Source organism: Pseudomonas sp. 18058 (genome assembly GCF_902706155.1).
Taxonomy (GTDB): domain Bacteria; phylum Pseudomonadota; class Gammaproteobacteria; order Pseudomonadales; family Pseudomonadaceae; genus Aquipseudomonas; species Aquipseudomonas rustica.
In genome coordinates this window covers 13,027-39,360 of record NZ_CACSJY010000037.1, presented here as the reverse complement: position 1 = coordinate 39,360, position 26,334 = coordinate 13,027, and the positions used below count along the sequence as shown (strand labels likewise).

The following is a 26,334-nucleotide window of genomic DNA, read 5'->3' as shown; positions in this document are numbered from 1 at the left end:
GACGTCCGTACCAACATGAGCGATATTCATGCAAAAGCGCCACATGCTCTAAAACCGCACAGGTTTGTTATGATCCCGCTCCTTCGTAATGGTCTTTCCGAGTAGTCCAAATGTCCGATCGCAGCGTCCGCCTTCAAGCTCTCAAGCAAGCTCTCAAAGAGCGCATCCTGATACTCGATGGCGGCATGGGCACGATGATCCAGAGCTATAAGCTCGAAGAGCAGGACTATCGCGGCAAACGCTTCGCCGACTGGCCGAGCGACGTCAAAGGCAACAACGACCTGTTGGTGCTGACCCGCCCTGACGTGATCGGTGGCATCGAAAAAGCCTATCTGGATGCCGGCGCCGACATTCTCGAAACCAACACCTTCAACGCCACCCGCATTTCCATGGCCGACTACGGCATGGAAGAACTGGCCTACGAGTTAAACGTAGAAGGCGCACGACTGGCGCGCAAGATCGCTGACGCCAAGACTGCCGAAAACCCGGAAAAGCCGCGTTTTGTTGCCGGCGTGCTCGGCCCGACCAGCCGCACCTGCTCGCTGTCGCCAGACGTCAACAACCCGGGCTATCGCAACGTCACCTTCGATGAGCTGGTGGAAAACTACACCGAAGCCACCAAAGGCCTGATCGAGGGCGGCGCCGACCTGATCCTGATCGAAACCATTTTCGACACCCTCAACGCCAAAGCGGCGATCTTCGCTGTGCAAGGCGTGTTCGAAGAGTTGCACATCGAACTGCCGATCATGATTTCCGGCACCATCACCGATGCGTCTGGCCGCACCCTGTCGGGCCAGACCACCGAAGCGTTCTGGAACTCGGTGGCGCACGCCAAGCCAATTTCCGTTGGCCTCAACTGTGCGCTCGGCGCCAGTGAATTGCGTCCGTATCTGGAAGAGCTGTCGAACAAGGCCAGCACCCACGTTTCCGCGCACCCGAACGCCGGCCTGCCGAACGAATTCGGCGAGTACGACGAACTGCCGTCGGAAACCGCCAAGGTCATCGAAGAATTCGCCCAGAGCGGTTTCCTCAACATCGTCGGCGGTTGCTGCGGCACCACCCCGGGGCACATCGAAGCAATCGCCAAAGCCGTCGCCGGTTACGCGCCGCGTCAGATTCCGGACATTCCCAAGGCCTGCCGCCTCTCGGGTCTGGAGCCGTTCACCATCGATCGCAGCTCGCTGTTCGTTAACGTCGGCGAGCGCACCAACATCACTGGCTCGGCGAAATTCGCCCGACTGATCCGTGAAGACAACTACACCGAAGCGCTGGAAGTCGCCCTGCAGCAGGTCGAAGCCGGCGCCCAAGTGATCGACATCAACATGGACGAAGGGATGCTCGATTCGAAGAAGGCCATGGTGACCTTCCTCAATCTGATCGCCGGTGAACCGGACATCTCGCGCGTACCGATCATGATCGACTCGTCGAAATGGGAAGTGATCGAAGCCGGTCTGAAGTGCATTCAGGGCAAGGGCATCGTCAACTCGATCAGCATGAAAGAAGGCGTCGAGCAGTTCATCCATCACGCCAAGCTGTGCAAGCGCTACGGCGCCGCCGTGGTGGTGATGGCGTTCGACGAAGCCGGCCAGGCGGACACCGAAGCGCGCAAGAAAGAGATCTGCAAACGCTCCTACGACATTCTGGTCAACGAAGTCGGCTTCCCGCCGGAAGACATCATCTTCGACCCGAACATCTTCGCCGTCGCCACCGGCATTGAAGAGCACAACAACTACGCGGTCGACTTCATCAACGCCTGTGCCTACATCCGCGACGAGCTGCCGTATGCGCTGACCTCGGGCGGTGTGTCCAACGTGTCGTTCTCGTTCCGTGGCAACAACCCGGTGCGCGAAGCGATTCACTCGGTGTTCCTGCTCTACGCGATCCGCGCGGGCCTGACCATGGGCATCGTCAACGCCGGCCAACTGGAGATCTACGACCAGATCCCGCAAGAGCTGCGCGACGCCGTTGAAGACGTGGTGCTCAACCGCACGCCAAACGGCACCGACGCCCTCCTCGCCATCGCCGACAAGTACAAGGGCGACGGCAGCGTCAAGGAAGCCGAGACCGAAGAGTGGCGTAGCTGGGAGGTCAACAAGCGTTTGGAGCATGCGCTGGTCAAAGGCATCACCACGCACATCGTTGAAGACACCGAAGAGTCTCGCCAGTCGTTCGCCCGCCCGATCGAAGTGATCGAAGGCCCGCTGATGTCCGGCATGAACATCGTCGGCGACCTGTTCGGCGCCGGCAAAATGTTCTTGCCGCAAGTGGTGAAATCCGCCCGCGTGATGAAGCAGGCCGTGGCGCACTTGATCCCGTTCATCGAACTGGAAAAAGGTGACAAGCCAGAAGCCAAAGGCAAGATCCTCATGGCCACCGTCAAGGGCGACGTGCATGACATCGGCAAGAACATCGTCGGTGTGGTGCTCGGTTGCAACGGCTACGACATCGTCGACCTCGGCGTGATGGTGCCGGCCGAGAAGATTCTGCAGGTGGCCAAAGAGCAGAAGTGCGACATCATCGGCCTGTCTGGTCTGATCACGCCGTCGCTGGATGAAATGGTGCACGTTGCGCGCGAAATGCAGCGTCAGGACTTCCATCTGCCGCTGATGATCGGTGGCGCTACCACGTCCAAAGCGCACACCGCGGTGAAAATCGAGCCGAAGTACAGCAACGATGCCGTGGTCTACGTGACCGACGCTTCCCGCGCGGTGGGCGTGGCGACGCAGTTGCTGTCGAAAGAACTGAAGGCCGGTTTCGTCGAGAAGACCCGTCTGGAATACGTCGATGTGCGTGAGCGTACGGCCAACCGAAGTGCTCGTACTGAACGTTTGAGCTACGCAGCGGCCGTCGCCAAGAAGCCGCAGTTTGACTGGGCGACTTATCAGCCCGTTAAACCAACCTTCACCGGCAGCAAGGTTCTGGACAACATCGACCTGAAAGTCCTCGCCGAATACATCGACTGGACGCCGTTCTTTATCTCCTGGGATCTGGCTGGCAAATTCCCGCGCATCCTCGAAGACGAAGTGGTCGGTGAAGCCGCGACTTCGCTGTACAAGGACGCGCAGGAAATGCTCGCCAAACTGATCGACGAGAAACTGATCAGCGCCCGCGCAGTGTTCGGTTTCTGGCCGGCCAATCAGGTGCATGACGACGACATCGAACTGTACGGTGATGACGGTAAGCCATTGGCCAAACTGCATCACTTGCGCCAGCAGATCATCAAGACCGACGGCAAACCTAACTTCTCATTGGCCGACTTCGTTGCACCGAAAGACAGCGAAGTGACCGACTACGTCGGTGGTTTCATCACCACCGCCGGCATCGGCGCCGAAGAAGTGGCCAAGGCCTATCAAGACGCTGGCGATGACTACAACTCGATCATGGTCAAAGCGCTGGCCGACCGTTTGGCCGAAGCCTGCGCCGAATGGCTGCACCAGCAAGTGCGTAAAGAGCACTGGGGTTACGCCAAAGACGAAACCCTCGACAACGAAGCGCTGATCAAAGAGCAATACAGCGGCATCCGCCCTGCCCCGGGCTACCCGGCCTGCCCGGATCACACCGAGAAAGCCGCGCTGTTTGCCCTGCTCGACCCGGAAGCCGAAGAAATGCGTGCCGGCCGCAGCGGTGTGTTCCTCACCGAACACTACGCAATGTTTCCGGCGGCAGCGGTCAGCGGCTGGTACTTCGCCCATCCGCAGGCGCAGTACTTCGCGGTGGGCAAGGTCGATAAGGATCAGATCGCCAGCTACACCTCGCGCAAAGGTCAGGAACTGAGCGTGACCGAACGCTGGCTGGCGCCAAATCTGGGCTACGACAACTGATCAGCCCGGACGCAACATCCCCTGTGGGAGCGAGCCTGCTCGCGAATGCGGTCTGTCAGACAACACTTATGTTGAAGCTGATGGCCTCTTCGCGAGCAAGCCCGCTCCCACAGTTCGTTTTGCAGTGTTCTTCAAAGGGTTGGTTATGCTTTTCTGACACACACGACAGACGAGGGATTTATGGACGATCCAGTCGGGAACTGAGCGTGACCGAGCGCTGGCTGGCGCCGAACCTCGGCTACGACAACTGATCCAGTCCTGACGCAACATCCCCTGTGGGAGCGGGCTTGCTCGCGAAAGCGGTCGATCATTCAACATTGATGTTGACCGACATGCCGCCTTCGCGAGCAAGCTCGCTCCCACATTTGCTTTTGCGATGTTCTTGAAAGGGTTGGTTATGCTTTTCTGACACACACGACAGACGAGGGATTTATGGACGATCCAGTCGGGAACTGAGCGTGAGCGAGCGTTGGCTGGCGCCGAACCTCGGCTACGACAACTGATCCAGCCCTGACGCAACATCCCCTGTGGGAGCGGGCTTGCTCGCGAAAGCGGTCGATCAGCCAACATTGATGTTTACTGACATGACGCCTTCGCGAGCAAGCCCGCTCCCACAGTTCGTTTTGCAGTGTTCTCCAAAGGGTTGGCTATGCTTGTCTGACACACACGACAGACGAGGGATTTATGGACGATCCAGTCGGGAACTGAGCGTGACCGAGCGTTGGCTGGCGCCGAATCCGGGCTATGACATCTGATCACAGCGCCTTGAACAAACCCTCGGTAGAGCGTCTGCCTACCGAGGGTTCAAGCCCCTCTCTTACACGCTGAACTGTTGCCGTTCAGTGTTGGTCAGCTCAAGCAGCAACCCGGTTTCCTGGGTTTTGAATTCCACCTCCAGCGCCCCGACTTCTGCCAGGTACGCCTCGGTTATCTCTGTATAACGATCTTCAAGCTCGCCCTGAATTTGCGCCTGCTTATCCTTCAAAACGGCGAATCGCCCTGGGTATTTGCGCTTCAATTGGGCGATCCAGTAATCGCGCGTGACCAGATCCTCCACAAAGTCAGCCGACTGCTCGGCCGCAATCACTTCGGCGTAAGCGGTGTCCAGTGTGCCGGCGCTGACGTTGCCACTGTAGAGCATGTCTTTCGGCTGCCCCGGCAAATCCAGCCTGTCACCCAGACCAATCCGATACGCCAGCCGCACTTCCGCCGGATCCGGCCTGCCCCCTCGTGCCTGGCGTTGCAGCACATCGCGATCGGCAATTTTTTCAATTCGGCCGAGGCGAAACAGTTTTCTACCCAGTTTGAACAGCACACTGTCCTGTTGATTGAGAGGCGTGGATTTGACGGTATCAAACTCGAAAACCTTCACCTCAATATCGCTAAACAACAGGATGCGCCCGTCACCGCAGGTCTGCGCCGATTGCGCCATCGCAAAGACCGTGCGCCTCAAGCTTTCATCGCTGTCGGCGGCTTTCAACACGCGATGTACGCGGCGTGTGAGGTCAGTGCGCCGCAGTGCAAAGTCCTTGGTGCCTTCCATGCGGTCGAGCAGATTGAAGAATGCCGCACTGTCAGGCTGCTGCTCAAAATCGCGCCAGATTCGTGTCAGTTCCTGAGCGTCATTTGACGCTGGATCAATCCAGCGCTGACGCGCCTCGTCACCGGTGACATGGCCGACATCCACCTCTTCATCACTGAGCGGCGACGTATCACTGCCGAAAATGCTGTCAGCCTCCTCACTGTCCAGCACCTCGTCGAGCTCTTCGGCAGACCAGCCCATGATGGTTTCACCGGGGTTAATCTCGTTGCGCAGCATGATCAGGCTTTGGCCGCTCAGACTGTCATTGCTCGATAAATCCACGCCGGCCCTCAATCGGCTGTAGCGCTCACTCATCAATGCATGGGGGACGGCTTCGAGCATGTTGTCTCGCAGATTGAGCGTTGTGAGCGAAGGCAGTTCGAGCACTCCTTCAGGCCACGCTACCAGACGATTGGTTTGCAGATTGAGTGCCCCAAGCTGGGCGAGTGGACTGACGTCCAGCGATTCCAGCCAGTTGTGCGACAGATCCAGCGACTGCAATTGAGTCAACGTCGCAAGTTGCGTTGTCAGTTGTGGCGTCGATCTCAACTGGTTTCCCGAGGCCGACAGGTGCTTGAGGTCGTTGATCGCAAAAACAGGTGCGGGCAGGTTCGCCAGAAGATTGCTGTTTAGCTCCAATGTATGGATGCCTTGGAATGCCCCGAGAAAACCGTCCAGGCCCTGCTCGCTAATAAAAACCTTGTTCAGTTTCAATATACCGACATGAGAGAAATTCCCTGCCAGCGTTGGCAAATCGCCTAAGGGGTTCTCGGACAGATCAAGGGTGAAACCGGCGCTACCCCGCTCGGCCGCAGGTAATCCCCGCAGATTCTGCCGCCAACACGCCAGTATCTGATCGGCGGCTTTGCGCCGTTCCACAGCGCTGACCCAGAGCGGCAGACTCATTTCCCGCAACTGAAACGGCGGCTGAGTGATCCATTGGTTCAGGGATTCGGTCAACGTCTGAAACTGCATGTCCCAATGATCCATCCGGGCGAACAACGCTCCAGCTCCGTGACTCAGTGACAGATCATCAACCGCCTGCAACGCCTCGGAGTCGCGCAGATCCGGGTCAAGCCTTTGCAGGCGTGCCTTGGCCGTCATTCTCACCAACTGCTCTGCAGACTCCACTCTCAGCGGCAACAACAGCTCCGGAAACTGGCTGACCAAGGGCGGAAAATACGCGGGGCCGCCCAAGGTGAAACCCTCACGCAAGTCAGTTCTGGAAATGCCCATTGGCGCAAATTCATGACTCTTGGCCAGCAGATCGTGTCGGGCCTTGGTCGTCAGTCGACATCCTCCCAAATCGACCTGGAGCTGGTCATGCCCGCTGAACACGGCCTCGGGTACATTCACGACTGCGCTGTTGTTCAGCTCCAGCCGGGTCAGCGCAGGCAACTCCAATACGCCCTCGGGCCAAGCAGCAAGCGCGGTGTGGCCCAGACGCAAACGCTTCAGCCCTCGTAAAGTCGTAACGTTCAGCGACTCGACGCGGTTGTAGCGCAAATCGAGGGTTTCCAGACCTGACAATCCGTTCAAACGTCCCTGTAGCGAGGGTGTGATGGTCAAATAATTGTGCTGCAGCCCCAGGTCTTTCAGCTTTGGCAATTGTTTGAGTGTCGAGGGCAAATCGAACAGCTGATTGCGACTCAGATCCAGCGTCCGAAGCTCGCTGAAGTGCGGCAGAAATTGATTCAAGGCATCAACCGGGGCCACAACTTCCGACAACTTGAGCGCCAATACGTGGGAAAAATCCGTGGTGGCCAACGCGGATAAATCAGGCAGGTCACCCAGTGCTGCCCCTGACAAGTCCAGTATCAACACGTTGTAAGGCGCAACAACCGGCAAGGGGAGCGAGGTGGATGATCCCGGTCGCGGCTCGGCATTTACAGAGGCGTCCCCAGCCAGGCCGAAGCGTTGGCGCAAGCCCTCACGCCAGCATTCGCGAATCAGTCGAGCAGCGTTCCGTCGGGCATTCAGATCGACAGTCCGGCCGTTGACGATGGCCAACCGTTCCTGCCAGTCGGTCAGTTGCCCGGACAGCATTTGCAGATCCTGGCGCAAAGCATTGATGTGATCGAGTAGCGCCCGGCCCGACAGCCCTCGCGCCTTGATTTGTCTAAGCGCGGCGGCGGAAAGATCGCTGCCGCAATCCATCGCAATCTGCAGTGAGTCGCGACTGTAACGCTCGAGTATCTGTTCGCTGTCCAGCACGTGCGCAGGGTTGTCTCGTACGTATTCATAGGCTTTGACGAACTGTTCAGCGTCGAGCCTGGCCCAGTTGAGATCCAGCCCGCGCCACAGCTTTTCGTGACCTGCGTACAGCTCGGCAGGCAACGCCTTGATGTTGGCGTGTCGCAGGTTCACTTGTTCAAGCCCGGGCAACTCCAGAATGCCTTTGGGCCAACGCTCGAGAGTACCCGCCACATTCAATGCGCGCAGTCGGGGCAATTGGCTGACATCCAGCGCACTGGATATTCCGCGCAACGTCAGACTTTCCAACTGCGGCATGACATTCACCAGCGACTGCGCCGCCTCACTGAACTCGCTACCGAGATTCCCCCCCAGCAACAACTCACGAATACCGGGGAGCATTTTGAGCTTCTCGGCCAGCCGTGCCGACTGCAGGGGATCCCACACATACAGCTCAAGTGAACGGATGTTAGGAAACTGCCGCATCAACGATTCGCTGCTTTGACTGAGCAAACTGTCGACACTCAATTGCACACTGCTCACGTGAGGGAAATGCGCCGTCAGCTCTGGCAACACGCCGGCGTTCCCCCAATCCAGATGGATCCCGGCCGGGACATCGACCAGCCCCCGCAGCCGCCAGGCGTCCTTGACCATTTGCGCCGTTTGTTGACGGGCCAACGATGCGCCCCCCTCGGCGCTCCACTGCTCTAGTTGAATGGCAAGCGTCGCGTACTCCATGGCGCGCAGGTTGAGCAAATGCACAATTTGCGTCTCGGTACTTCCACCGAGCAGCAGATGATGGATCATCATCTCCGCCGACTCATCTGAAAAGTCGGGATACAGGTCGCGCACCCTTGAGGTCAACGATAGGTTGACCATTGTACTCGCCCCACGACCGCTCAACGGGTAGCCAATGCGACCATCAACCAGGCGTGTCGGCGACTTGAAGCGTCGACCGGGTGCGTTCGGAAATAATGTTTCGAACATTTGATTGCGATGCCTCTGCGCATATTGGCTCAGCAGGCTTTGCAACTCGGCGCTCTGCCCCACGTTCGGCAGCCCGAGCCTTATACGTGCATCGTCCGGCAAAGCGTGCATCAACGACTGATGAAAGTTGTCGCCCTGCTGCGGCACACTGTTTAACGCATTGCCCTGGCTGTCGAAGGCTTGAAATTGCCCGGTCTGGTGGTGTTGACCACCCTCGGTGACCAGGTATTTGACGTCTTCGGCCGAATCGTTGCCGATACTCGCAAGGATCTTGCCGGTGCAGTCGTGTTGACGTACCTCCAGACGCAATGATTGCGGCCAGCCTGGTTGTTTCTCTAAAGCACGCAGGGCCAGACGCTGACTGTCGAAAGACGCCAGGCCTGGCTGCTGCATGCCCGCCAGCGCCCGGTTCATTCGCCCGACTCTGGCGCGAGTGCGCGCCTTGAGCAAGAGACTCACCGGTAGCCGTCCGCTACGTTCGATCAGCCGGCGTTCCTGAACCGTCGCGGCGCTCAACACCTCTTGTGCGGCGTCATTCGACAGACTCGGAAAGGTGCCTTGCAGTTGTTTGATTTCAGGCGTCAGCGCCGTTTCGACGGGAACACCATTCCGAAACTGGCGCAAAGTATCGGACAAGACCGAGGGCATGGCTTGGTGGTCGATGTGCATTTTGCGTAGCACGCTGTCGTCGACCCCACTGATTCGCGCGATGTTCTCCAACGCTGCCGTATCCAGCCCATCGGTTGCGTGGCCCAGCCGTCTCAGCAGCGTCGCCCGATCCCATTGCAGCGGGCGCTCGAAATCGTGTCGCCAGGCGCCCTGGCCATTGGAACGCAGCGCTGGCTGATAGGCATTCGGGTCGCTCGGATGTTTGAGGCGCCAGCGGCCGAGGGCCGAGTCAAAAGTTTGTTCATACACCTCGCCCTCAAGGCGGATAAACGTTCTGCTACCCACTGCATATTGCCCAAATGAATTGGGTTCGAGCGTGGACGGCAACACAACCGGGCTTCTGTACGGCGCAACACCCGGCCGCCAAAGTTGCTCGTCACCGAACGGCAGTTTGACTTTGACCATCCCGTCGACAAACGGCGTCGAGAGGATTTTCGGCGCTCTGCTTGCGGCCGCGCCGAGCACGGCCATAAACGCTAGATTGGCTGCGACAGCGCTGAGATAACTCCATGCCTGATCACTGTCGCCAATGCTCCAGGCCTGCGCTCCGTGGTAGACGTCCAGCGTTAATTGTAGGGCCATCACGGCCATCATCACTTCGCCCAGCCCTGGTATAAAGAACGCTGCGACGTTCAGTATGTTCAAGCCCCATTCGGCATAGTGCGCCAACCGCGCATACCAGGCGTCATGGTCGACGGTGGCAGTCGGTACCGCCAATTGCGCGGAGGATTCTTTCAGGCGCGTCTGGTGGCGGGTGTACAACTCGTCGAACACATTCTCGGCAAAAAAATTTTCCGCCAGATCCAGCACCGGGTCGTCTCGATAAACCCGTTGATAGATCCCGTCGAAATGCCCGAACAACGTTTGTTCGCGGTGTGGTGCATCTGGATCCCACTTCAGCGTTTGCAACGCTGACTGAACGCTGCCGAGAAACCTGCCAGCGTCGCCATGCGGGATGAGACGTAGAAACGAACGCTGATAAGCGGCGTCTCGCAGGCGCAGCGCGAGATCCCTCTCGAATGCCCTGAGCGAGGCGTACTCCTTGATTGGCGCCACCGGGTCGCCCGGTATGCAGACGATGATTCGAGAGTCGGTATAACCGAGCACGCTGAACAGGTTGGTGCCGGGATTGCTCAAGCTCAGATCAATTTTTTTCTGTTTACGCCGATTCGCGCCAAGTACGAACATTTCGCTGGCAGGCAGGCCCAGAACATGCAACTGGCTAAACACAACGGGTTCGCCGTCCAGCGTCGTCGCCGGCTCTTCGTTGAGTACGCCGAGCACTGCCAGGTAGGCGGTCGGGCTCAGCAGCGACGTCAGGCGAGCAATGTGCGCATGGGCTCTCAGGCTTTCTTTCCACGCTTCGATGGTCTGTGCTTTGACCGTCGCAGCGGTGTCGGCCGCATCAAATATCGCCGCCAAATGCTGCTGATATTGCTTGCCGATATCCAGCTCGCGGCATAACAGTGCAAATTGGCCGGGTTTGATCGCCAGCTTCTTGATTCTGTAGCACTGGGAGTGGCCGAATTTGGGGTAATACCAGCCATAAGGTCCGTCATTTTCATCAACGATGGGCGCCCTCTCCCCCTGTTCCGCGATGATGTCTGTTTCAGCGAAGGGCTGCTCGTCGGCAAAATTTCGTAATGCCAATTGCAGCGGGTTTTGATCGGTGATGAGCCTGTCGCGGTAAAGCTCGGTGTAAAGCCAGGTGTTGGCCGTATCGACCTTGATGCCAAACTTTTCAAGCAGCGCGTCTTCGAGCAAGGGTTGCGCAAATTCGACGACACCCTTGAGCCCTTTTAGGGTTTTCGCCAGATTTTGACTGGACGTGCGGCTGCGTTGCTGAGTGTCGCGCACGATTTGCCGTTGCACCTCGGTCAGCGCTTCAAACCACTCAGGCATCGCCCCTTCGGGCAAACCTCCGGGTGTTCTTGCCTGATCCAGCTGCTGGATATTTGCACGACTGAAGTGACGCAACCTTTGTTGCAGTTTGTGTTTAACGAATGGCGTGTGCAGGCCCTCTTGCCGGCCCGATAGGAGTGCTCGCATCTGAAATCCTGACGGCTTGTAAATGAGACGTCAGTTCATCACCGGCGGCGCTGGCGATGGCGGTACATATATATATGCCGTCACTTTTGTCAGCGAGCCACAGGGAATTAATTAGCTATGCTTGCTGTTCACACTGTGATGACGAGGGATTTATGGACGATCCAGTCGACAACAAACCGCCGACCTTCTGGCAGATGCTGCACAGCGTCATGGCCGCCGCGTTCGGGGTGCAGAGCGGCAAGAATCGGGCAAGGGATTTCACCCATGGCAAGCCCAGCCATTTCGTGGTGCTGGGGATTTTGTTCACGGCCGTGTTCGCGCTGACGCTGTTTGCCATCGTCAAACTGGTGCTGCATTTCGCCGGGGTTTGAAGGGGGTCAGCGCATCAGGGTTTGCAGGTTGAACGGGTAACGGTAGGAATCCGGTTGGCCCTTGGCGGACAACTTGCGGAAATGCACGCCGTAGTCCGGTGAGTCGCCCATGGCCAGCATTTGCCGAGCCTGGGGCTTGTCGATCAGTTGCAGCAAGGGGATTTGCCGATCGCTGCCGCCGTAGCGGTTCAGATCCACGCCCTTCTCGTAGTCGTGTAACTCGACCAGCGCCCAGCCGCCCAGCGTGAAATGGCCGCCGACCAACGCACTCAATTGACCGTCGACGAACGCCTGCAATGCCGCCGGTGAAGTATTGACCGCACTGAACAACGCATCCTTGCCCGGGACTTTGCCGGTTTCGGCGTAGGCACGCATCGCCCCGAAGGCCATTTCATCGTTGGCCGACCACACCAGCGAAACCTTTGGATAGCGGCCGAATAGTTGTTTCGCCTGTTCGTAGGCGCGCTCTTGAGTCCAGCCGCTGTAAACCAGTTGGCGCAAACGCACGTGAGGATGCTCGGCCAACGCACGCTGCATGCCGTGCTCACGCAATTGCGCTGACGGGGTGATTTTCAGTCCGGAGAACGCCAGCATTTCAATCTGCTCACCCGCTGCCACCGGCGGATGCACACGGATCAGCTCCTTCATCATCAAGTAACCGCCCTCCTCGTCGTTCGGCACCAGACTGCCGATCTGATCGCCGCGCTCGCCGACTAACGCCTGTTGATCCGCCGTCAACGCGTTATTGACCATGAACAGCTTCACGCCACTGTTGTGAGCCAGGCGCAGAATTTGCGGCGCGATGTACTGTTCGTTGACGAAAATCAGGTAGTCGGGACGATTGGGCCCTTGCAGCGCGATGCGCGCCTGAGCGAGGGTCAGCTCTGGCTGACGTTGCGAATAGAGGATCTGCAGATCAATGCCGAGGTCGCGAGCGGCTGCCTGCATGAACTGCGAATAGCTGACCCAGAAGGCTTCCTGCGTCGAGCCCGGATTGAGGAACAGCACAGACTCCGCTCGCGCAGCGGTTGACAATAGCGCGCTGAACAGCAGCAAGCCGAGGTGCAAAAACTTCAACATGAGTCATCCGGGCCCAAGAAAAAATGGCCGCGCATTATAGCCCTCGAATCATCGGCTATTGGTGCCTGATCCCGTTTTTGTCCGACAATCGTCGCATGCGGGGCCCGGATGAGTCGTTTACTGATGGCTGACCCAGAATACCGCTGTCCCTACTACGAGAATGATCAGGAACAAAATGGCCCACGCATCGACGCTACTGTCGCTTTTTCTTGCCTTGGTCGGATTGCTCATTGCATCGCCTCTTGTCGGTTTTATCGGTGATTGCAGAAAGACTCGACCACAGTTAAGACGATGATTGTCCGCACTACAAATGTGGATTAGTTGACAGTGATTCTCGTTAGGCGTTTTGGTTCTTTACATATACTCAAACATCACTTTTGCGCATAACCCCAAACAGGTATATTGCCCCGGCTCCGTTAGGGAGAGCGCGGCCGTGCGCGCAGAATTGCAGAGGCACAATCGGACTCCAGCAAGCGAAAACGCAGTGCTACTCCGAATGGCCCAAGCCTGAGAACAGGACTTATATGTACGTATACGACGAGTACGATCAGCGGATCATCGAGGACCGCGTCAAGCAGTTCCGTGATCAGACCCGACGCTATCTGGCAGGTGAGCTGAGCGAAGAAGAATTCCGCCCACTGCGCCTGCAAAATGGCCTCTACATCCAGCGTTTTGCGCCGATGTTGCGTGTGGCGGTGCCTTACGGCCAGCTGACTTCGCGTCAGATGCGCATGATGGCCAAGATTGCCCGCGACTACGACAAGGGCTACGCCCACATCAGTACGCGGCAGAACGTGCAGTTCAACTGGCCGGCGGTGGAAGACATTCCGGACATTCTGGCTGAACTGGCCACCGTGCAGATGCACGCGATCCAGACCAGCGGTAACTGCCTGCGCAACGTCACCACCGACCAGTTCGCCGGTGTCGCCGCCGACGAAGTGATCGATCCGCGCCCATGGTGCGAGATCGTCCGTCAGTGGACGACGTTCCACCCGGAATTCGCCTACCTGCCGCGCAAATTCAAAATCGCCGTCAACGGTTCGACCGCTGACCGCGCCGCCATTGAAGTCCACGACATCGGCCTTGAGCCGGTGCACAACGCCGCTGGCGAACTGGGCTTCCGTGTGCTGGTCGGCGGAGGCCTCGGTCGTACGCCGGTGGTTGGCGCGTTCATCAACGAGTTCCTGCCATGGCAGGATCTGTTGAGCTACCTCGACGCCATTCTGCGTGTGTACAACCGCTACGGCCGTCGCGACAACAAATACAAGGCGCGGATCAAGATCCTCGTCAAGGCACTCACGCCTGAAGTGTTCGCGCAGAAAGTCGATGCGGAAATGGAGCACCTGCGCGGTGGCCAGACCACACTGACCGAAGCCGAGCTGCAGCGTGTGGCCAAGCACTTCGTCGATCCGGACTACAAGGCCCTGGACAACCAGACCGCTCAGTTGGCCGACCTCGACAAAGAGCATCCGGGTTTCGCCCGCTGGCGCACCCGCAACACCCTGGCGCACAAGAAGCCGGGTTATGTCGCCGTGACCCTGTCGCTAAAGCCAACCGGCGTTGCCCCGGGCGACATCACCGACAAGCAGCTCGACGCCGTCGCCGATCTGGCCGACCGCTACAGCTTCGGTCAACTGCGCACCTCGCACGAACAGAACATCATTCTCGCCGACGTTGAGCAGAGCCAGTTGTTCACCCTGTGGGGCGAATTGCGCGAAGGCGGTTTCGCCACGCCGAACATTGGTTTGCTGACCGACATCATCTGCTGCCCTGGCGGTGATTTCTGCTCGCTGGCCAACGCCAAGTCGATCCCGATTGCCGAATCGATCCAGCGCCGTTTCGACGACCTGGATTATCTGTTCGACATCGGTGAGCTGGATCTGAACATCTCCGGTTGCATGAACGCCTGTGGTCACCACCACGTCGGCCACATCGGCATCCTCGGCGTGGACAAGAAAGGCGAAGAGTTCTATCAGGTCTCCCTCGGCGGCAGCGCCAGCCGTGACGCGAGCCTGGGCAAGATCCTCGGCCCGTCCTTCGCTCAGGAAGTCATGCCTGACGTGATCTCGAAGCTGATCGACGTGTACGTTGAACAACGTACCGAAGACGAGCGCTTCATTGACACTTATCAGCGTATTGGCATCGACCTCTTCAAGGAACGCGTCTATGCAGCGAATCATTAAGAACAACGAAGTCGTCGACGAAACCTGGCACTTGCTGCCAAAAGATTTCAACATCGACGAGATCAGCAATTGCGACGACTTGATCGTGCCGTTGCAACTGTGGCGCGAACATAGCCGCATGCTCAAGGCCCGCGACGGCGGTCTGGGTGTCTGGCTGGACGCTGACGAAGAAGCCGAAGAAATCGGTGAAGACGTTGCCGAGTTTCAGGTGATTGCCCTGAACTTCCCGGCGTTCACTGACGGCCGCAACTACTCCAACGCCCGTTTGCTGCGCGACCGTTACGGTTTCAAAGGCGAACTGCGCGCGATTGGCGACGTACTGCGCGACCAACTGTTCTACATGCACCGCTGCGGTTTCGACGCCTTCGCTGTGCGCCCGGACAAAGACCCGTACGAAGCCCTTGAAGGTCTCAAGGACTTCTCGGTGACCTATCAGGCTGCCACTGACGAGCCGCTGCCGCTGTTCCGGCGCCGCTGATCCTTTAAGTCGTAACACCCAAATCTGAAACCGGAGCTGATCCGGTTTCAGATTTTTTTTGCGTTGAATAGGCTAAGACTTACTCGATTACGGCAAAGGTCGGTACATCAATCGGTGCCGGGAGAACAGCGAAGCGATCCAGCGCCGCCTGTGTCAGACGGGTAAACAGTGCTCTGCGCAAATTGGCGCTGTTTTCGGTAATCGCCGTCATTCGCACCGAAAGCTGCTCGCGGTTTAACTGCGTCAACCGATCGAGATTGAGCAGGGCAAGTTTTGCGTTGATGTCGATTGCATCGAATGGCTCGTGGTAAGCCCTCTCCAGGTACTCCGCCCAGATCGGATGGGTTTTGAGCGATTCGAGCAACGCCCCGCTCTGCTCCTCGCGAATGATCTGCTCATAAACCAGGTCGAGCGTTTGCTGGGTGACCTCAACGTCCAGTCGCTCGTTGATCGCCGTCGGCTGACCAAGAAGATCGAGACGCTGCGCCAAGCCCAAACGGAACGCAAAACTGACCTGTCTCGCATCCTCTGCGGTCAAAGTTTCTGTTAGCTGACGGGCGACGATATTTTTGTGCGCCTCCATTTCAACGGCTCGCAATCGAAACAGCCCCCGTAGCAAACGCAAAAATTGGCGCTCCAACTGGACGTCACCCCGTCGCGCAACGTTCAAGGCCCTGTAGCATAAAACCGTCACGGCAAGATCACTGAATTGCAGCGAGCAATCGTCGATGCTTCTCGCATCCGCATCGGCCATGCGAAATAAAGCACGGCGCAATGCCGCATCCTCCGCCGCCGAGGTTATGACACCCCAGACCCTTTCTCGTAACGTGGTGAATGCCAATCGATAGTCAACGGTATAACGCAAGCGGATCAGCAAACTGAAGAAACGCCGGGAATAAGGCTGCAGGAACACCGAACGCCATAAGCGCTGGCGGGTTAGCATCAACGGGCCTGTAACACCGGTCAACCAGATCGAACTCATCGACTCGTCCACCAATACCCGGGCTACCAGGTCGGTTTGTCCCAGTGAAAGAAGTCCGAAGTTGATCTGATTGCGGCGCTCATAGGCAGACAGCCGCGTTAAGGAATCAGCGGAAAGCGGATTTCCCCGAATATCGGTGCCCTGATTCAATACATCGGTGCTGACCAATACGTTCTGCGGAACCTCCACAATCCGGTTGTCACGCAGATCCAGTGTTCTTAACTTCGGCAGTCCCTCGGTGCCCGTTGGCCAGGTGCTGATCCCGGTATCGCGCAATCCCAGATGTTCAAGCAACGGCAGGCGCGAGACATCGGGACAGCGTCCCAGGTCAGGGTTGAAGCTCAACTCCAGACGTTTGAGTGAGCTCATCCGGGCCAGTTGCGAAGCCGACTCCTCTGTCAGGTGAATCCGGTTTTCGTTCAGCTCCAATGTTTCAAGCCTGGTCATCCCGCTGATGGCGGCTGGCAAACGTGTCAATTCATTACCTGCCAGAGACAGTTCCCGTACGTTGGTAAAACCAGCAAGAAACTGGCTGATTCCCGCTCCGGCGCCAATATGGGCGATGTTCAATGCACCCACGTGACTGAAGTCTGCCGGCAGAACCGGAAGCTGGCCGAGCACCAGTTCGGGCAACGACAGTTTATAAAGGATTTCTTGCGACATCGGAATCCGCGGCGTTTCTCGGCGCCAGCATCGAATGATCTGAATCGCCGCACGAAACCTGGCCAGTTTCGTGACCTTGATCCGGGGCCCGTTCAGCCCCTGGTGCCAGCTTTCACGCATGATCCATCGCTGAAGGATGTCTCGCAGGTTGAAAAACTCGACACGCAAGTGTTCCAGCTTTCTGAGGGCCAGCATCTCGTCCGCCCCAAGGCTTTGCAAAAATGCGTTGATCTGTTCATTGGAATGGGTCGGATAAAGTTCCTGCGCGCGTTGTTTCAACGCAACCGCATCGGAATATGGCGTATCGTTGACGGGCGCGCGGCTCAAAGACTCTGGTTGCACGCGATCCGCCAGGCGCATCGGCGATGTGTAACCGCTGCGCACTGGCGAGTTGCTCAGGGTTAAATGCGCAACTTCGCGCCGCCGCAACGCCGTGGCAGTAATCTTGTGTCGCAACGATGTGACACCATCGACTGTTGCTACCCCCAGCGCTTCACGGCGCTGCGCTGACAATCCTTGCCACAGAGCCTCGAAGTAATGCTCACGCGTTCGCCCGGGCAGAAGCGCGACTTGTTCGAACTGTTTGTTCAACACTTCATAAGCGTAGCCATGGGCAAGCAGTTGCATATGCTCTGGCGCCTCTTCGCTGCCGAGCACGGCCACCACATCATCGGAACGGGTACCGTCGAGTATTTCTACGTAGAGGCCATCCTTCCAGCCAGGCGAATGCTCAAGGGCATCCAGCACTAAACGGTTGGTGTCCGTTGTTGCTGCCGCATCCAGATACAGCCCTTCAAAGGCGCGGATCTCACGAATCACCTGCAAATACCGACGCGCTTCTTCGGCCTGACGAAGCGGGACATGACCCGCCTCCAGTTCGAGCAGTTCATGAGCGTCTGCATACCACACCAATTCATTGGCAAAAGACGCAGGCAGCTCGGAGAACATATCCACCAGCAGCGCAGACTCCCGACTCAATGTCGGCGCGTTACGTTGGTAAAGTTGCTCGAACAGTTTGTAGTTGGTGCTGATAGCGTGTTCTTGCATGACCTGCTGCAGCGCCTGCTGCTGTCCGTATTCAGCACTGACGGTCGATAACAGCTCGCTGCGCTCGGATTCGCTCAAAGCCGCAAGGACATCACGGTAAAGGTGCCCCTTGGCGAACGCGTCGTGGCGCAGGGTGATATAGCGGGTAATCGACTGTGCGCCAGCGAAGCTTTTCAACGTCTGTCCGGTCGCGTCAGTGATGCTCAGTGCCGTGTGCAGCGGCCATCGTTGCAAACTTGTCAGCAGATACAGTTGCAATTCGAAGTCAGCCTGCACCGCCGTTGGCAGCGCCCCCAATTGCTCGATAAATCTACGCACCTGCACGTCCGTATCGAATCGTTGCACACTATCGATCAGCGCAGCCGGCGGGCGGCGGCGATCAAGGATCGCCTGGCGCAACTCGTCGTCCTGTACCCCGCTCGCGGTCATGGCATCCATGATCAATGCGTCATCCAGCAGGCTCTCGCTGTAGCCAAGACGACGCAGCAGTGTCAGGCGATCCCATGCTTGGGGTAACTCGCAATCATGTCGCCAGGCACCAAAGTCATTGGTTTCAAGTAAAGGGGCGTAATCCTCCCGAAGGGAAGATGGCGGCTGCACCTCCCACATCTCGGTGTCGATCTGCGGACGCACGGCGTACACATGAGCACCTAGTTGCAAATAGGCCTGCCCGGCAAGCCAGCGCAGTCCTCTTTGATCGGTACGCAACCCGTCAGGCAATGTCATACGCTGGCGGTAAGGGGCGAGATCCGGGTTCCATAATCGCCTGAGGCCAGCGGATAGTTTGACTTCGCGTAGCCGTGCGACAACCCCGGTTCCTTTGATTGTTCTATAGGCCGATGAAATGACCAATTGACCGGCCGCCAGCGCCGCTGCAAGGATCAGGTTTTCCGTGGTGTCGAAGAAATACTCTGTCGCCTGTTCCTGATCACCTCGTGCCCAGCTGTCGATGCCCAGATAGACGCCACGCAACAGCTGAAAAGCGGTCACTGCCATCAGAATTTCGCCCACCCCCGGGATAAACGAAGCGGCAAACAACGCCAGATCGATGCCGACCGTTTCGTAGGTTTCGAGCCTGGCCAGGCGTTCTTTCTCGTCCTCATCGTCGGTCGGTACCACCAGCAAGCGAGCGGTACTCTTGACGAGTGCGAGGCGCTGAAGAAAGAGCCCCTTAAACCGTCTCCCTCCATGTCCACGGCAGTTACCGGAAGATAAATGCTCTCTTTGGGCAATGGTGAGCCGCCGGAAGGTTCAAGCAACCGTTGTTTTAACTGACTGCGAAACTCGACCTGCTCTCCCAACGCGACGAAACGTGCAAAGTAATGATGGAACGTCGATTGGCGTAAGCGGGCGCTGAGCCGCACTTCCATTTTTTGAAACGATGAGAACTCCTGGATGGACTGTTCAGGGTCGCCGGGAAGGTAGAGCACACAGCGCTTGTCAGCAGTTTTCAGTTGCAAAACCATCACACCATAGATCGTGCAGTCCAGCAGCTTGATGGTGTGCAGGCTGAATGCCGCTTGAGATAAGCCCGCCGCCTCACCGTGCTGTAATGCTTCACGCAGGCGCTGATGGGTGTCTGGTGAAATGTGCTGTTTCATGAGCGCGAGCTGCAAATCGACCTCAAAACTGCGTCGCGAATGGGCCACGCAGGCTTTGCGTGTTTGCGGATCTTTCTCGAGGATCTGCTCCAGGTGCTGTTGATATTGCTTGCCCAGGTCAAGCTCGCGGCATAGCACCGCCAATTCATGAGGCTGCAGTGGCAGGACTCGATTGCCGTGCCCGGTAACGCTTTCGGGGAGGTAGATCAGCGACCGCGCATGGTAATTTTCAGCACGAGTTTCCTCCGATGTGAAGTTCTCGCACGCGGCTACCACCAGGTCTCTGGCGATCGGGAGCACAAGCTTCTTCCTCAGCCCCAACAGGCTTGAGGTGGATCTGACGTGCTGAAACACGGCGCCGGTGATGTCCAGCGGCTCCTTGATTTTTTCCGACAACGCCTTGGTCAGTTTTTCAGTGGCAAACCGGTTGGGATCCCGCAGTTTCTCCAGGGCGGTGCGTGCCTCGTCCCTGGTGGCAAAACTGGCGATCAATCCGTCATAGAGCGCCTTGCGCTGTGCCGGACTACTCTGGATGAACCAGGCAGGCCACTGCATTTTTTTGAAAAACTCAAAGAAAACCCCCTGTTGCTCAAGCGTCATTGCCATTGGCGTACTCATGATGAAGCCCCTCCATCAAGCCTGGGTCTTTTCACCGATGACGCAATAAACGTGGCTATTCGTTCTTCGAGCCGGGTAAAACTGGCAAACGGATCATGACCGTCCAGCGGCGACCATCGCACTTCCTGGAACAGATACCGGCACAACGCGGGAGAGGTATCCATCTCCTCAATCATCTTCCAGACACGAATTTGCAAAGGTGCGTAGTCGACGAGAAAGTCCGCTGTACGGGTCATCCACTCAAGCGTGCCAAAGAATCGATCCCCTCCCGGCATGACCGCTATCCGCTCCCAGCGTGCGCTGAACAGTTCTGCGCGCTCGACCGATAACCCCTTCGTCCATGCACCCGGCAGAAAAACCGTGTGCGTCGGCTTGGCCATCCACACATTGATACCGCTTTGCTGACGATGCTCCACCACCCAGCGCAAACTGTCGGGATCACTTAGCGGGTTGCCGGACAGCAGCACGTTACCCTCCGCCACCGACTGTCGGCGCACGGCTTCGGGTATACGGGTAAGCCGGTTATCGCGCAGATCCAGACGCCGTAAGTAGGGGTAGTCGAAAATGCCGATGGGGCTCGTAGTGAGGCCGGTGCCGCGCAGCTTGAGCTGATTCAATTGCGGCATGCCCATCATCAGCGGCGTGACACCCAGTGGGTTATCGCTGAGGTCGATGATGCGCAGTCGCTTCAATTCAGCGATTTTTCCAGCGGTCTCGTCCGTTAGAACCAACCCGGTTGAACTCAGATTGAGAATCTCCAGTTGGCTCATCTGGCTGATCGCTGGGGGCAATCGGCCAACCTCCTGGCCCAGTTCATTGAAAAGGCGTAAATCGACGCCCCTCATGCCCAGCCAGCGCAGGTTTGGGAAAGATTCGAGGAAGCCGTTGATACTGCCCCGCTGAGTCACTCGAAAATAAGGCATCGACAGCGAGATGACGTCGCGAAATTTGATGTTGAGTTGCGGCAAACTATGCATGGGATCGAAATCCATGCCCAGATGAAAACCGACAAACCGGCCATCCTCGTAGACTCGACTATCAGGGTCACCGCGTCCTTGCCAAAGGGCAATCAACTCTTCGGCCAGCTCGTGGCGGATCTCACGCTCCCTGTCCATTCGGGCCTCGATGCGGGCATCATTTTCGTCTTCGATTTCGACAGCACTCATGCCCTGCGCAAGGCCTTCGCTTTCCGGTAGTAATTCGACCTCCATGTCATGGATGTCCGTGTGGATGTCTTCGATCCATTCGGTGATGTCGTTGCCCAACTGCCCCATTTGCAGCCTTAATCGATCCAGCTCTACTTGTGCACCCGAGCCAAGCGCGCGCAGGAAATCGTCGGCTTGAGCATCGGAAACCGTCGGGTAAATTTCTTTGACCTGGAGCCTCATCACCTGTCTGGACAAGTCTGCGTCCTGGGCCGTAGCGGGAAAGCCGCCGCCGCGTAACCCGGCGAAATGAAAGGGAGCCCCCGTGTCCATTCGACGCAGCCCAAGCCTCAACGCGGGTTGTGATAATGCGTGCAGACGGATTTTCGCCTGGAAGTCAGCCAGTTCATGATCGATGCGCAAACCCAGCGCCGATCGCTGCTCAATTGAGAGGGCATCGAGCAAGCGTTGCTCAAACGCCATTCCGGGTGATTTGATCAATTGCGTTTTCACGCTCGCGGAGACCGTACCGATGCTATCGATCACCCTGGAGCCTGCAGCGCTCTCAAGCACTTCGATTCGCGTTGACGACGACCAGCCAGGCAAGCGCTCGAGTGTATGCAGAACCAGAACATCGCAATCAGCACTGACTGAGGACTTCAAATAGAGCCCCTCATAGGCTCGACAGAGCCGAAATTGTTGCTCGTACTGTTGAGCCTTATCTGCCAGCTGGCTGAAAACACGCTTGCTGTCGGCGAGGGTATGCGGCGCAGCGATGTCCAAGCCTGCACGGTCAAGCATTTGCTCCACCGCACTCGTCGAAAGCTGCGGATACTGCTGACGGAACAACCTCACCCAAGAATTATCCGATTGTTGCAGGGCTTCATGACGCTGATGGAAGCTTTCTGTCCGGGCGCGTTGCAGCTGTTGAGCTTGTGCCGAATTTTCAGGAAATGCATCGATGGCCTCTTGCAGCGCTTGATCAATGGCAAAGCGGTTGATGGTGTCCTGCAGAATGGGCGTCGGTGCTCGGCCGTCAGTCTGCATCAGACGTAAAGCGTCATCGCTCACGCCACTGACATGGCGAATCTGCAGCAAGACATGATTGCTGAACCGCTCGACGCTTGGCCCGATACCTCGCATCAAGGCAATTGGCTTTTCTGCCGACGGTGTTACGCCGGGCTCGGCTACCCCGGCAGATTGCTCCGCAGCCTGACGCGCGACGACTGACTCGTCTTGCAGGCTTTTAACGATGGAGGGTTCTGCGTGGGCGATCAATTGCCCTGCCAGCACCGGCAGCGCGTTCAATACGCCAAATACGGTTCGAGTAATGCCCTGCGAGCGTTCGGTTGAGTTTGTTGCGTTTGCCGTCTCGGCAAGACCGTAACCGGCATCGATCAGGCCGGCCAATGTCAGCAAGCCTTCCCCACCGGGAATCAATAGCGCCAACGGCGCGTATCGGTTGAGCCACTGCACCAGCGGCTCGACCACTGCGCTCAATTGCTGACGATTGACCTCGGCGTCGTCACGGATCGTGGCAATGCTGTCGAGCGCCGCTTGTTTCATCGCCTTCACCATCTGCGCAAATGGGTCAGTGCCCGCCGGGGCACTCTCTAGATCGGCGTAGTCGCAAGGATCCCAGTAGCCATCGTTGTTGAAGAAGCCGGCGGTGGTGGTCAGATGATGTTGTCGCGGGTACATCGCCATGCCTTGCAGCGCCGTGAGCACGCCGGCGTGCAGGACGCCGTCAGCGCGATCGTCCTCCCTGAAATGCGCGGCCAAAGCCTTGGTCATGTCGATATTGCGTCCTGCCTCGGTCAACCAGTGGCGCATCGCTTGAACATCGGCGAATTCCTGAAAAGGTGACGAGTTGCCTGGGACATACAGCAGCCTTCGAGCGTGGCCCGGTTGCGAGAAGCACCAGATATCGGTCGCGACATAACGATAGATGCGCAACCGGCTGAACTGGATGTCTTTTGGCTCGATAAAGCGCCCTTGTAAATGCTCAAGGGTGAGCGAGTCCCAGGATTGCTGCGGATTCAGACCGGCTCCGTGCAATGCCAGTTTCAGGCCTTCACCGGAAAGCGTTTGTTCCTGATGCTGCAGATAAGCGGCCATGACATAGGCAGATTTGACCGCCGCCTTCAGTGGATAGCTTTTGTTTGTCTCAATAACGGCGTCGGACGGCCAGGCCTGTTCGACGTAAGCGCTGTATTGATGCTTGAGTTCCAGTGTCCACACCCATCGTTTGAACGCGTGGGGTTGCACTGCAAGCTGCGTGTGCGGTTCGTAACGCTGGGGAATGGTTTGTTGGTAGATGCCTTCGTAGTCCGCATGCCCACCCTCGGGGAACGCCGATTCATCAATATCGACGACCTTGATATGCGGCCCCACCGGGGGCGGGGTGTACAGGCCAAATACCGTTTCACCGAAACGTCCGGCGCCGACCGTTTGCTGATTGCTCATGGCCGCGTGAAGCAGACTTTCGGTTCTCGTGAGACGCCCCTGATGAATCCCTTCAAGTGCGGGATAACCACGAAAATCGTACTGCAGATAGGCCAGTTGCGACGTCATCGGGGCAATGTCTTTGCCCCATCGATCCTCGATCAAGTCACGGGTGAACCGCGTGGCGCTGTGTGGCAACACGGCTTCCAGTTTGAGGGCCCACTGTTGGTGTCTGTTGCGGCGGGTTTCTGCGTTCTCCGTCATTCTCTGCAATCCTTTGCATCGCTATAGGAGTGACTAACCTAAAGGATGTGAGGCGAGGAAAATGCAGGACGTTTCCGCGATGGGCGAGGAAATTTCGCTAGGGGGGATGGGTGTTCAAGATCAAAAGATCGCAGCCCTCGGCAGCTCCTACATGGGAATATCTGTAGGAGCTGCCGCAGGCTGCGATCTTTTCAGACGAACCGCTAATTACCAGAAGCGTTGTTGGGTCAAACGACTCCACCAGCTCAGCAACACGCGATCCACCGAACCGCTGGCCGCCATGCCGATGCGCTCTTGCAGGCTCTTACGCTCGGCGTAATGCAGGTGATAAACCTCGGACTTCTTCGCACGTTCTGCCAAGTACTCATCGCTGGTCTTGAGTTCGTCGACCAGCTGTTTGTCCAGCGCTGCCACACCGAGCCAGACTTCACCAGTGGCGACTTCGTCGATCGCGAGTTGCGGGCGATAGCGTGACACGAAGTTTTTGAACAGTTGGTGGGTGATGTCGAGGTCTTCCTGGAATTTCTCGCGGCCCTTTTCGGTATTTTCGCCAAACACGGTCAGGGTGCGTTTGTATTCGCCGGCGGTCAGCACTTCAAAATCGATGTCGTGCTTCTTCAGCAGCCGGTTGACGTTGGGCAACTGCGCGACCACACCAATCGAGCCGAGGATCGCAAACGGCGCGCTGATAATCTTCTCGCCAATGCACGCCATCATGTAACCGCCACTCGCGGCCACCTTATCGATGCACACGGTCAGCGGCACGCCGGCTTCGCGGATACGCGCCAGCTGCGAGGACGCCAGGCCATAGCTGTGCACCATGCCACCGCCACTTTCGAGACGCAGGACGACTTCGTCTTTCGGTGTCGCGAGAGTCAATAGTGCAGTGATTTCATGACGCAGGCTTTCGGTAGCCGAGGCTTTGATATCGCCGTCGAAATCCAGCACAAACACCCGCGCTTTGGCGTCAGGTTTGTTCTTCTGCTTCTTCTCGGTTTTCTCGGCTTTGGCCTGGCCCTTGCGCAGCGCCTTGAGCTGATCCTTGTCGAGCAATGTCTGCTCCAGGCGTTCACGCAGGCCCTTATAGAAATCATTAAGTTTGCTGACCTGCAACTGACCGGCCGATTTGCGCCGGCCCTTGCTGCGCAACGCGGCAAAACTGGCGAGCACCACCAGAATGGCGATCACCAAAGTAACGGTCTTGGCCAGGAAACTGGCGTATTCGGTGAAAAACTCCACAGAGACTCCTTAAAACAATGCGCGGATGCGAAACACACGCGGGATGACGCCAGCATACCCATGCACCGGCCCGTCGGCCAGCCGTGAAACCTCTGGCAACACGCCTGTAACGGGCATTTCAAACAAGCGTATGTTTTTTCATTGACAGCTCTCCGTCATCCTCATAACCTCGCCAAACCTTCAACGTACCGGGATGACGCGGACGTGGGCAGCATCTATCTGATTCGACATGGCCAGGCCTCCTTTGGTGCAGACGACTATGACGTCCTGTCGCCGACCGGTGTACGCCAGGCAGAAATCCTTGGTCAGCACCTCGCTGAACTGGGGATCAGCTTTGATCGTTGCATTGCCGGAGACCTGCGTCGTCAGCAACACACGGCCACCAGCGCACTGGAGCAGTTCAGCGCTAAAGGCCTCAATGTGCCAACGCTGGAAACCGATGCCGCGTTCAACGAGTTCGATGCCGACGCGGTGATCCGCGCCCTGCTCCCGGCGATGCTCGAAGACGAACCGGAGGCGATCGACATCCTGCGTAATGCCGCGCAAAACCGTCGCGAGTTCCAGCGTATTTTTGCCCTGATCATCGAGCGCTGGCTGGCTGGCACGTACGACACGCCGGGGCTGGAAAGCTGGCTGGGGTTTGTCGAGCGGGTTCAGGGCGGGCTGCATCGCATTCTCGATCTGGCGGACAAAAACCAGAAAATCGCCGTGTTCACTTCCGGCGGCACTATCACTGCCCTGCTCCACCTCATTACACAAATGCCTGCCAAACAGGCCTTCGAACTGAATTGGCAAATCGTCAACACCTCGCTCAGCCAGCTGAAATTCCGCGGCCGCGAGGTGGCTCTGGCTTCCTTCAACAGTCATGCACACCTGCAACTGTTGAAGGCCCCGGAACTCATCACTTTTCGCTGAGT

The 26,334-nt window shown here is 57.6% G+C and carries 11 protein-coding genes; 5 read left to right on the top strand and 6 right to left on the bottom strand.

Features of this window, described 5'->3' with window-relative positions; all coding sequences use genetic code 11:
• Positions 1-110: 110 nt before the first annotated feature.
• Complete coding sequence (gene metH / locus GVL50_RS19375) at positions 111-3,821, top strand: methionine synthase (RefSeq protein ID WP_159814773.1); 3,711 nt, start codon at positions 111-113, stop codon at positions 3,819-3,821.
• An 817-nt stretch (positions 3,822-4,638) separates the two neighbouring features.
• Here the strand turns inward: metH and GVL50_RS19370 are convergent.
• Positions 4,639-11,229: an NEL-type E3 ubiquitin ligase domain-containing protein gene (locus GVL50_RS19370; RefSeq protein WP_159814772.1), complete on the bottom strand. Its 6,591-nt coding sequence runs from the start codon at positions 11,227-11,229 to the stop codon at positions 4,639-4,641.
• 224 nt (positions 11,230-11,453) lie between these two features.
• Here GVL50_RS19370 and GVL50_RS19365 point away from each other — a divergent pair, with 224 nt between their 5' ends.
• Positions 11,454-11,672: a DUF2970 domain-containing protein gene (locus GVL50_RS19365; protein WP_008080467.1), complete on the top strand. Its 219-nt coding sequence runs from the start codon at positions 11,454-11,456 to the stop codon at positions 11,670-11,672.
• Positions 11,673-11,678: 6 nt separating this feature from the next.
• Here the strand turns inward: GVL50_RS19365 and GVL50_RS19360 are convergent, their stop codons facing one another.
• Positions 11,679-12,752: an ABC transporter substrate-binding protein gene (locus GVL50_RS19360; RefSeq protein ID WP_159814771.1), complete on the bottom strand. Its 1,074-nt coding sequence runs from the start codon at positions 12,750-12,752 to the stop codon at positions 11,679-11,681.
• Positions 12,753-13,276: 524 nt separating this feature from the next.
• On the opposite strand from GVL50_RS19360, the gene GVL50_RS19355 reads away from it, so the two are divergent.
• The gene (locus GVL50_RS19355) at positions 13,277-14,935 is read left to right on the top strand and encodes a nitrite/sulfite reductase (RefSeq protein ID WP_158830036.1); all 1,659 of its coding nucleotides are present in this window, start codon (positions 13,277-13,279) and stop codon (positions 14,933-14,935) included.
• A complete protein-coding gene (locus tag GVL50_RS19350) occupies positions 14,919-15,413 on the top strand; it encodes a DUF934 domain-containing protein (protein ID WP_008080464.1) in 495 nt (164 codons plus the stop codon). The genes GVL50_RS19355 and GVL50_RS19350 overlap by 17 nt, the downstream gene beginning before the upstream one ends.
• Before the next feature lie 79 nt (positions 15,414-15,492).
• Here GVL50_RS19350 and GVL50_RS29090 read toward each other — a convergent pair whose 3' ends face one another.
• From GVL50_RS29090 to sohB, 4 genes are all read right to left on the bottom strand, one after another.
• Positions 15,493-16,395: an NEL domain-containing protein gene (locus GVL50_RS29090; protein ID WP_256671888.1), complete on the bottom strand. Its 903-nt coding sequence runs from the start codon at positions 16,393-16,395 to the stop codon at positions 15,493-15,495.
• Between the two features lie 2,705 nt (positions 16,396-19,100).
• Entirely contained in the window at positions 19,101-20,324 is a 1,224-nt protein-coding gene (locus GVL50_RS29085; RefSeq protein ID WP_256671887.1) for a dermonecrotic toxin domain-containing protein, read from the bottom strand.
• Entirely contained in the window at positions 20,321-24,178 is a 3,858-nt protein-coding gene (locus GVL50_RS19340; RefSeq protein WP_159814769.1) for a dermonecrotic toxin domain-containing protein, read from the bottom strand. Before GVL50_RS19340 ends, GVL50_RS29085 begins: the two co-directional genes overlap by 4 nt.
• A gap of 207 nt (positions 24,179-24,385) precedes the next feature.
• Complete coding sequence (gene sohB, locus GVL50_RS19335; protein ID WP_053120855.1) at positions 24,386-25,417, bottom strand: protease SohB; 1,032 nt, start codon at positions 25,415-25,417, stop codon at positions 24,386-24,388.
• A 204-nt stretch (positions 25,418-25,621) separates the two neighbouring features.
• On the opposite strand from sohB, the gene GVL50_RS19330 reads away from it, so the two are divergent.
• Complete coding sequence (locus GVL50_RS19330) at positions 25,622-26,332, top strand: histidine phosphatase family protein (RefSeq protein WP_159814768.1); 711 nt, start codon at positions 25,622-25,624, stop codon at positions 26,330-26,332.
• Positions 26,333-26,334: the final 2 nt, after the last annotated feature.

Bases quoted from the DNA above. Each gene is read 5' to 3' on its own strand.
- GVL50_RS19355 (WP_158830036.1), top strand. From the start codon at position 13,277: ATGTACGTATACGACGAGTACGATCAGCGGATCATCGAGGACCGCGTC.
- GVL50_RS19365 (WP_008080467.1), top strand. From the start codon at position 11,454: ATGGACGATCCAGTCGACAACAAACCGCCGACCTTCTGGCAGATGCTG.
- GVL50_RS19340 (WP_159814769.1), bottom strand. From the start codon at position 24,178: ATGACGGAGAACGCAGAAACCCGCCGCAACAGACACCAACAGTGGGCC.
- metH (WP_159814773.1), top strand. From the start codon at position 111: ATGTCCGATCGCAGCGTCCGCCTTCAAGCTCTCAAGCAAGCTCTCAAA.
- GVL50_RS19350 (WP_008080464.1), top strand. From the start codon at position 14,919: ATGCAGCGAATCATTAAGAACAACGAAGTCGTCGACGAAACCTGGCAC.
- GVL50_RS29090 (WP_256671888.1), bottom strand. From the start codon at position 16,395: ATGAGTTCGATCTGGTTGACCGGTGTTACAGGCCCGTTGATGCTAACC.
- GVL50_RS29085 (WP_256671887.1), bottom strand. From the start codon at position 20,324: ATGAGTACGCCAATGGCAATGACGCTTGAGCAACAGGGGGTTTTCTTT.
- GVL50_RS19360 (WP_159814771.1), bottom strand. From the start codon at position 12,752: ATGTTGAAGTTTTTGCACCTCGGCTTGCTGCTGTTCAGCGCGCTATTG.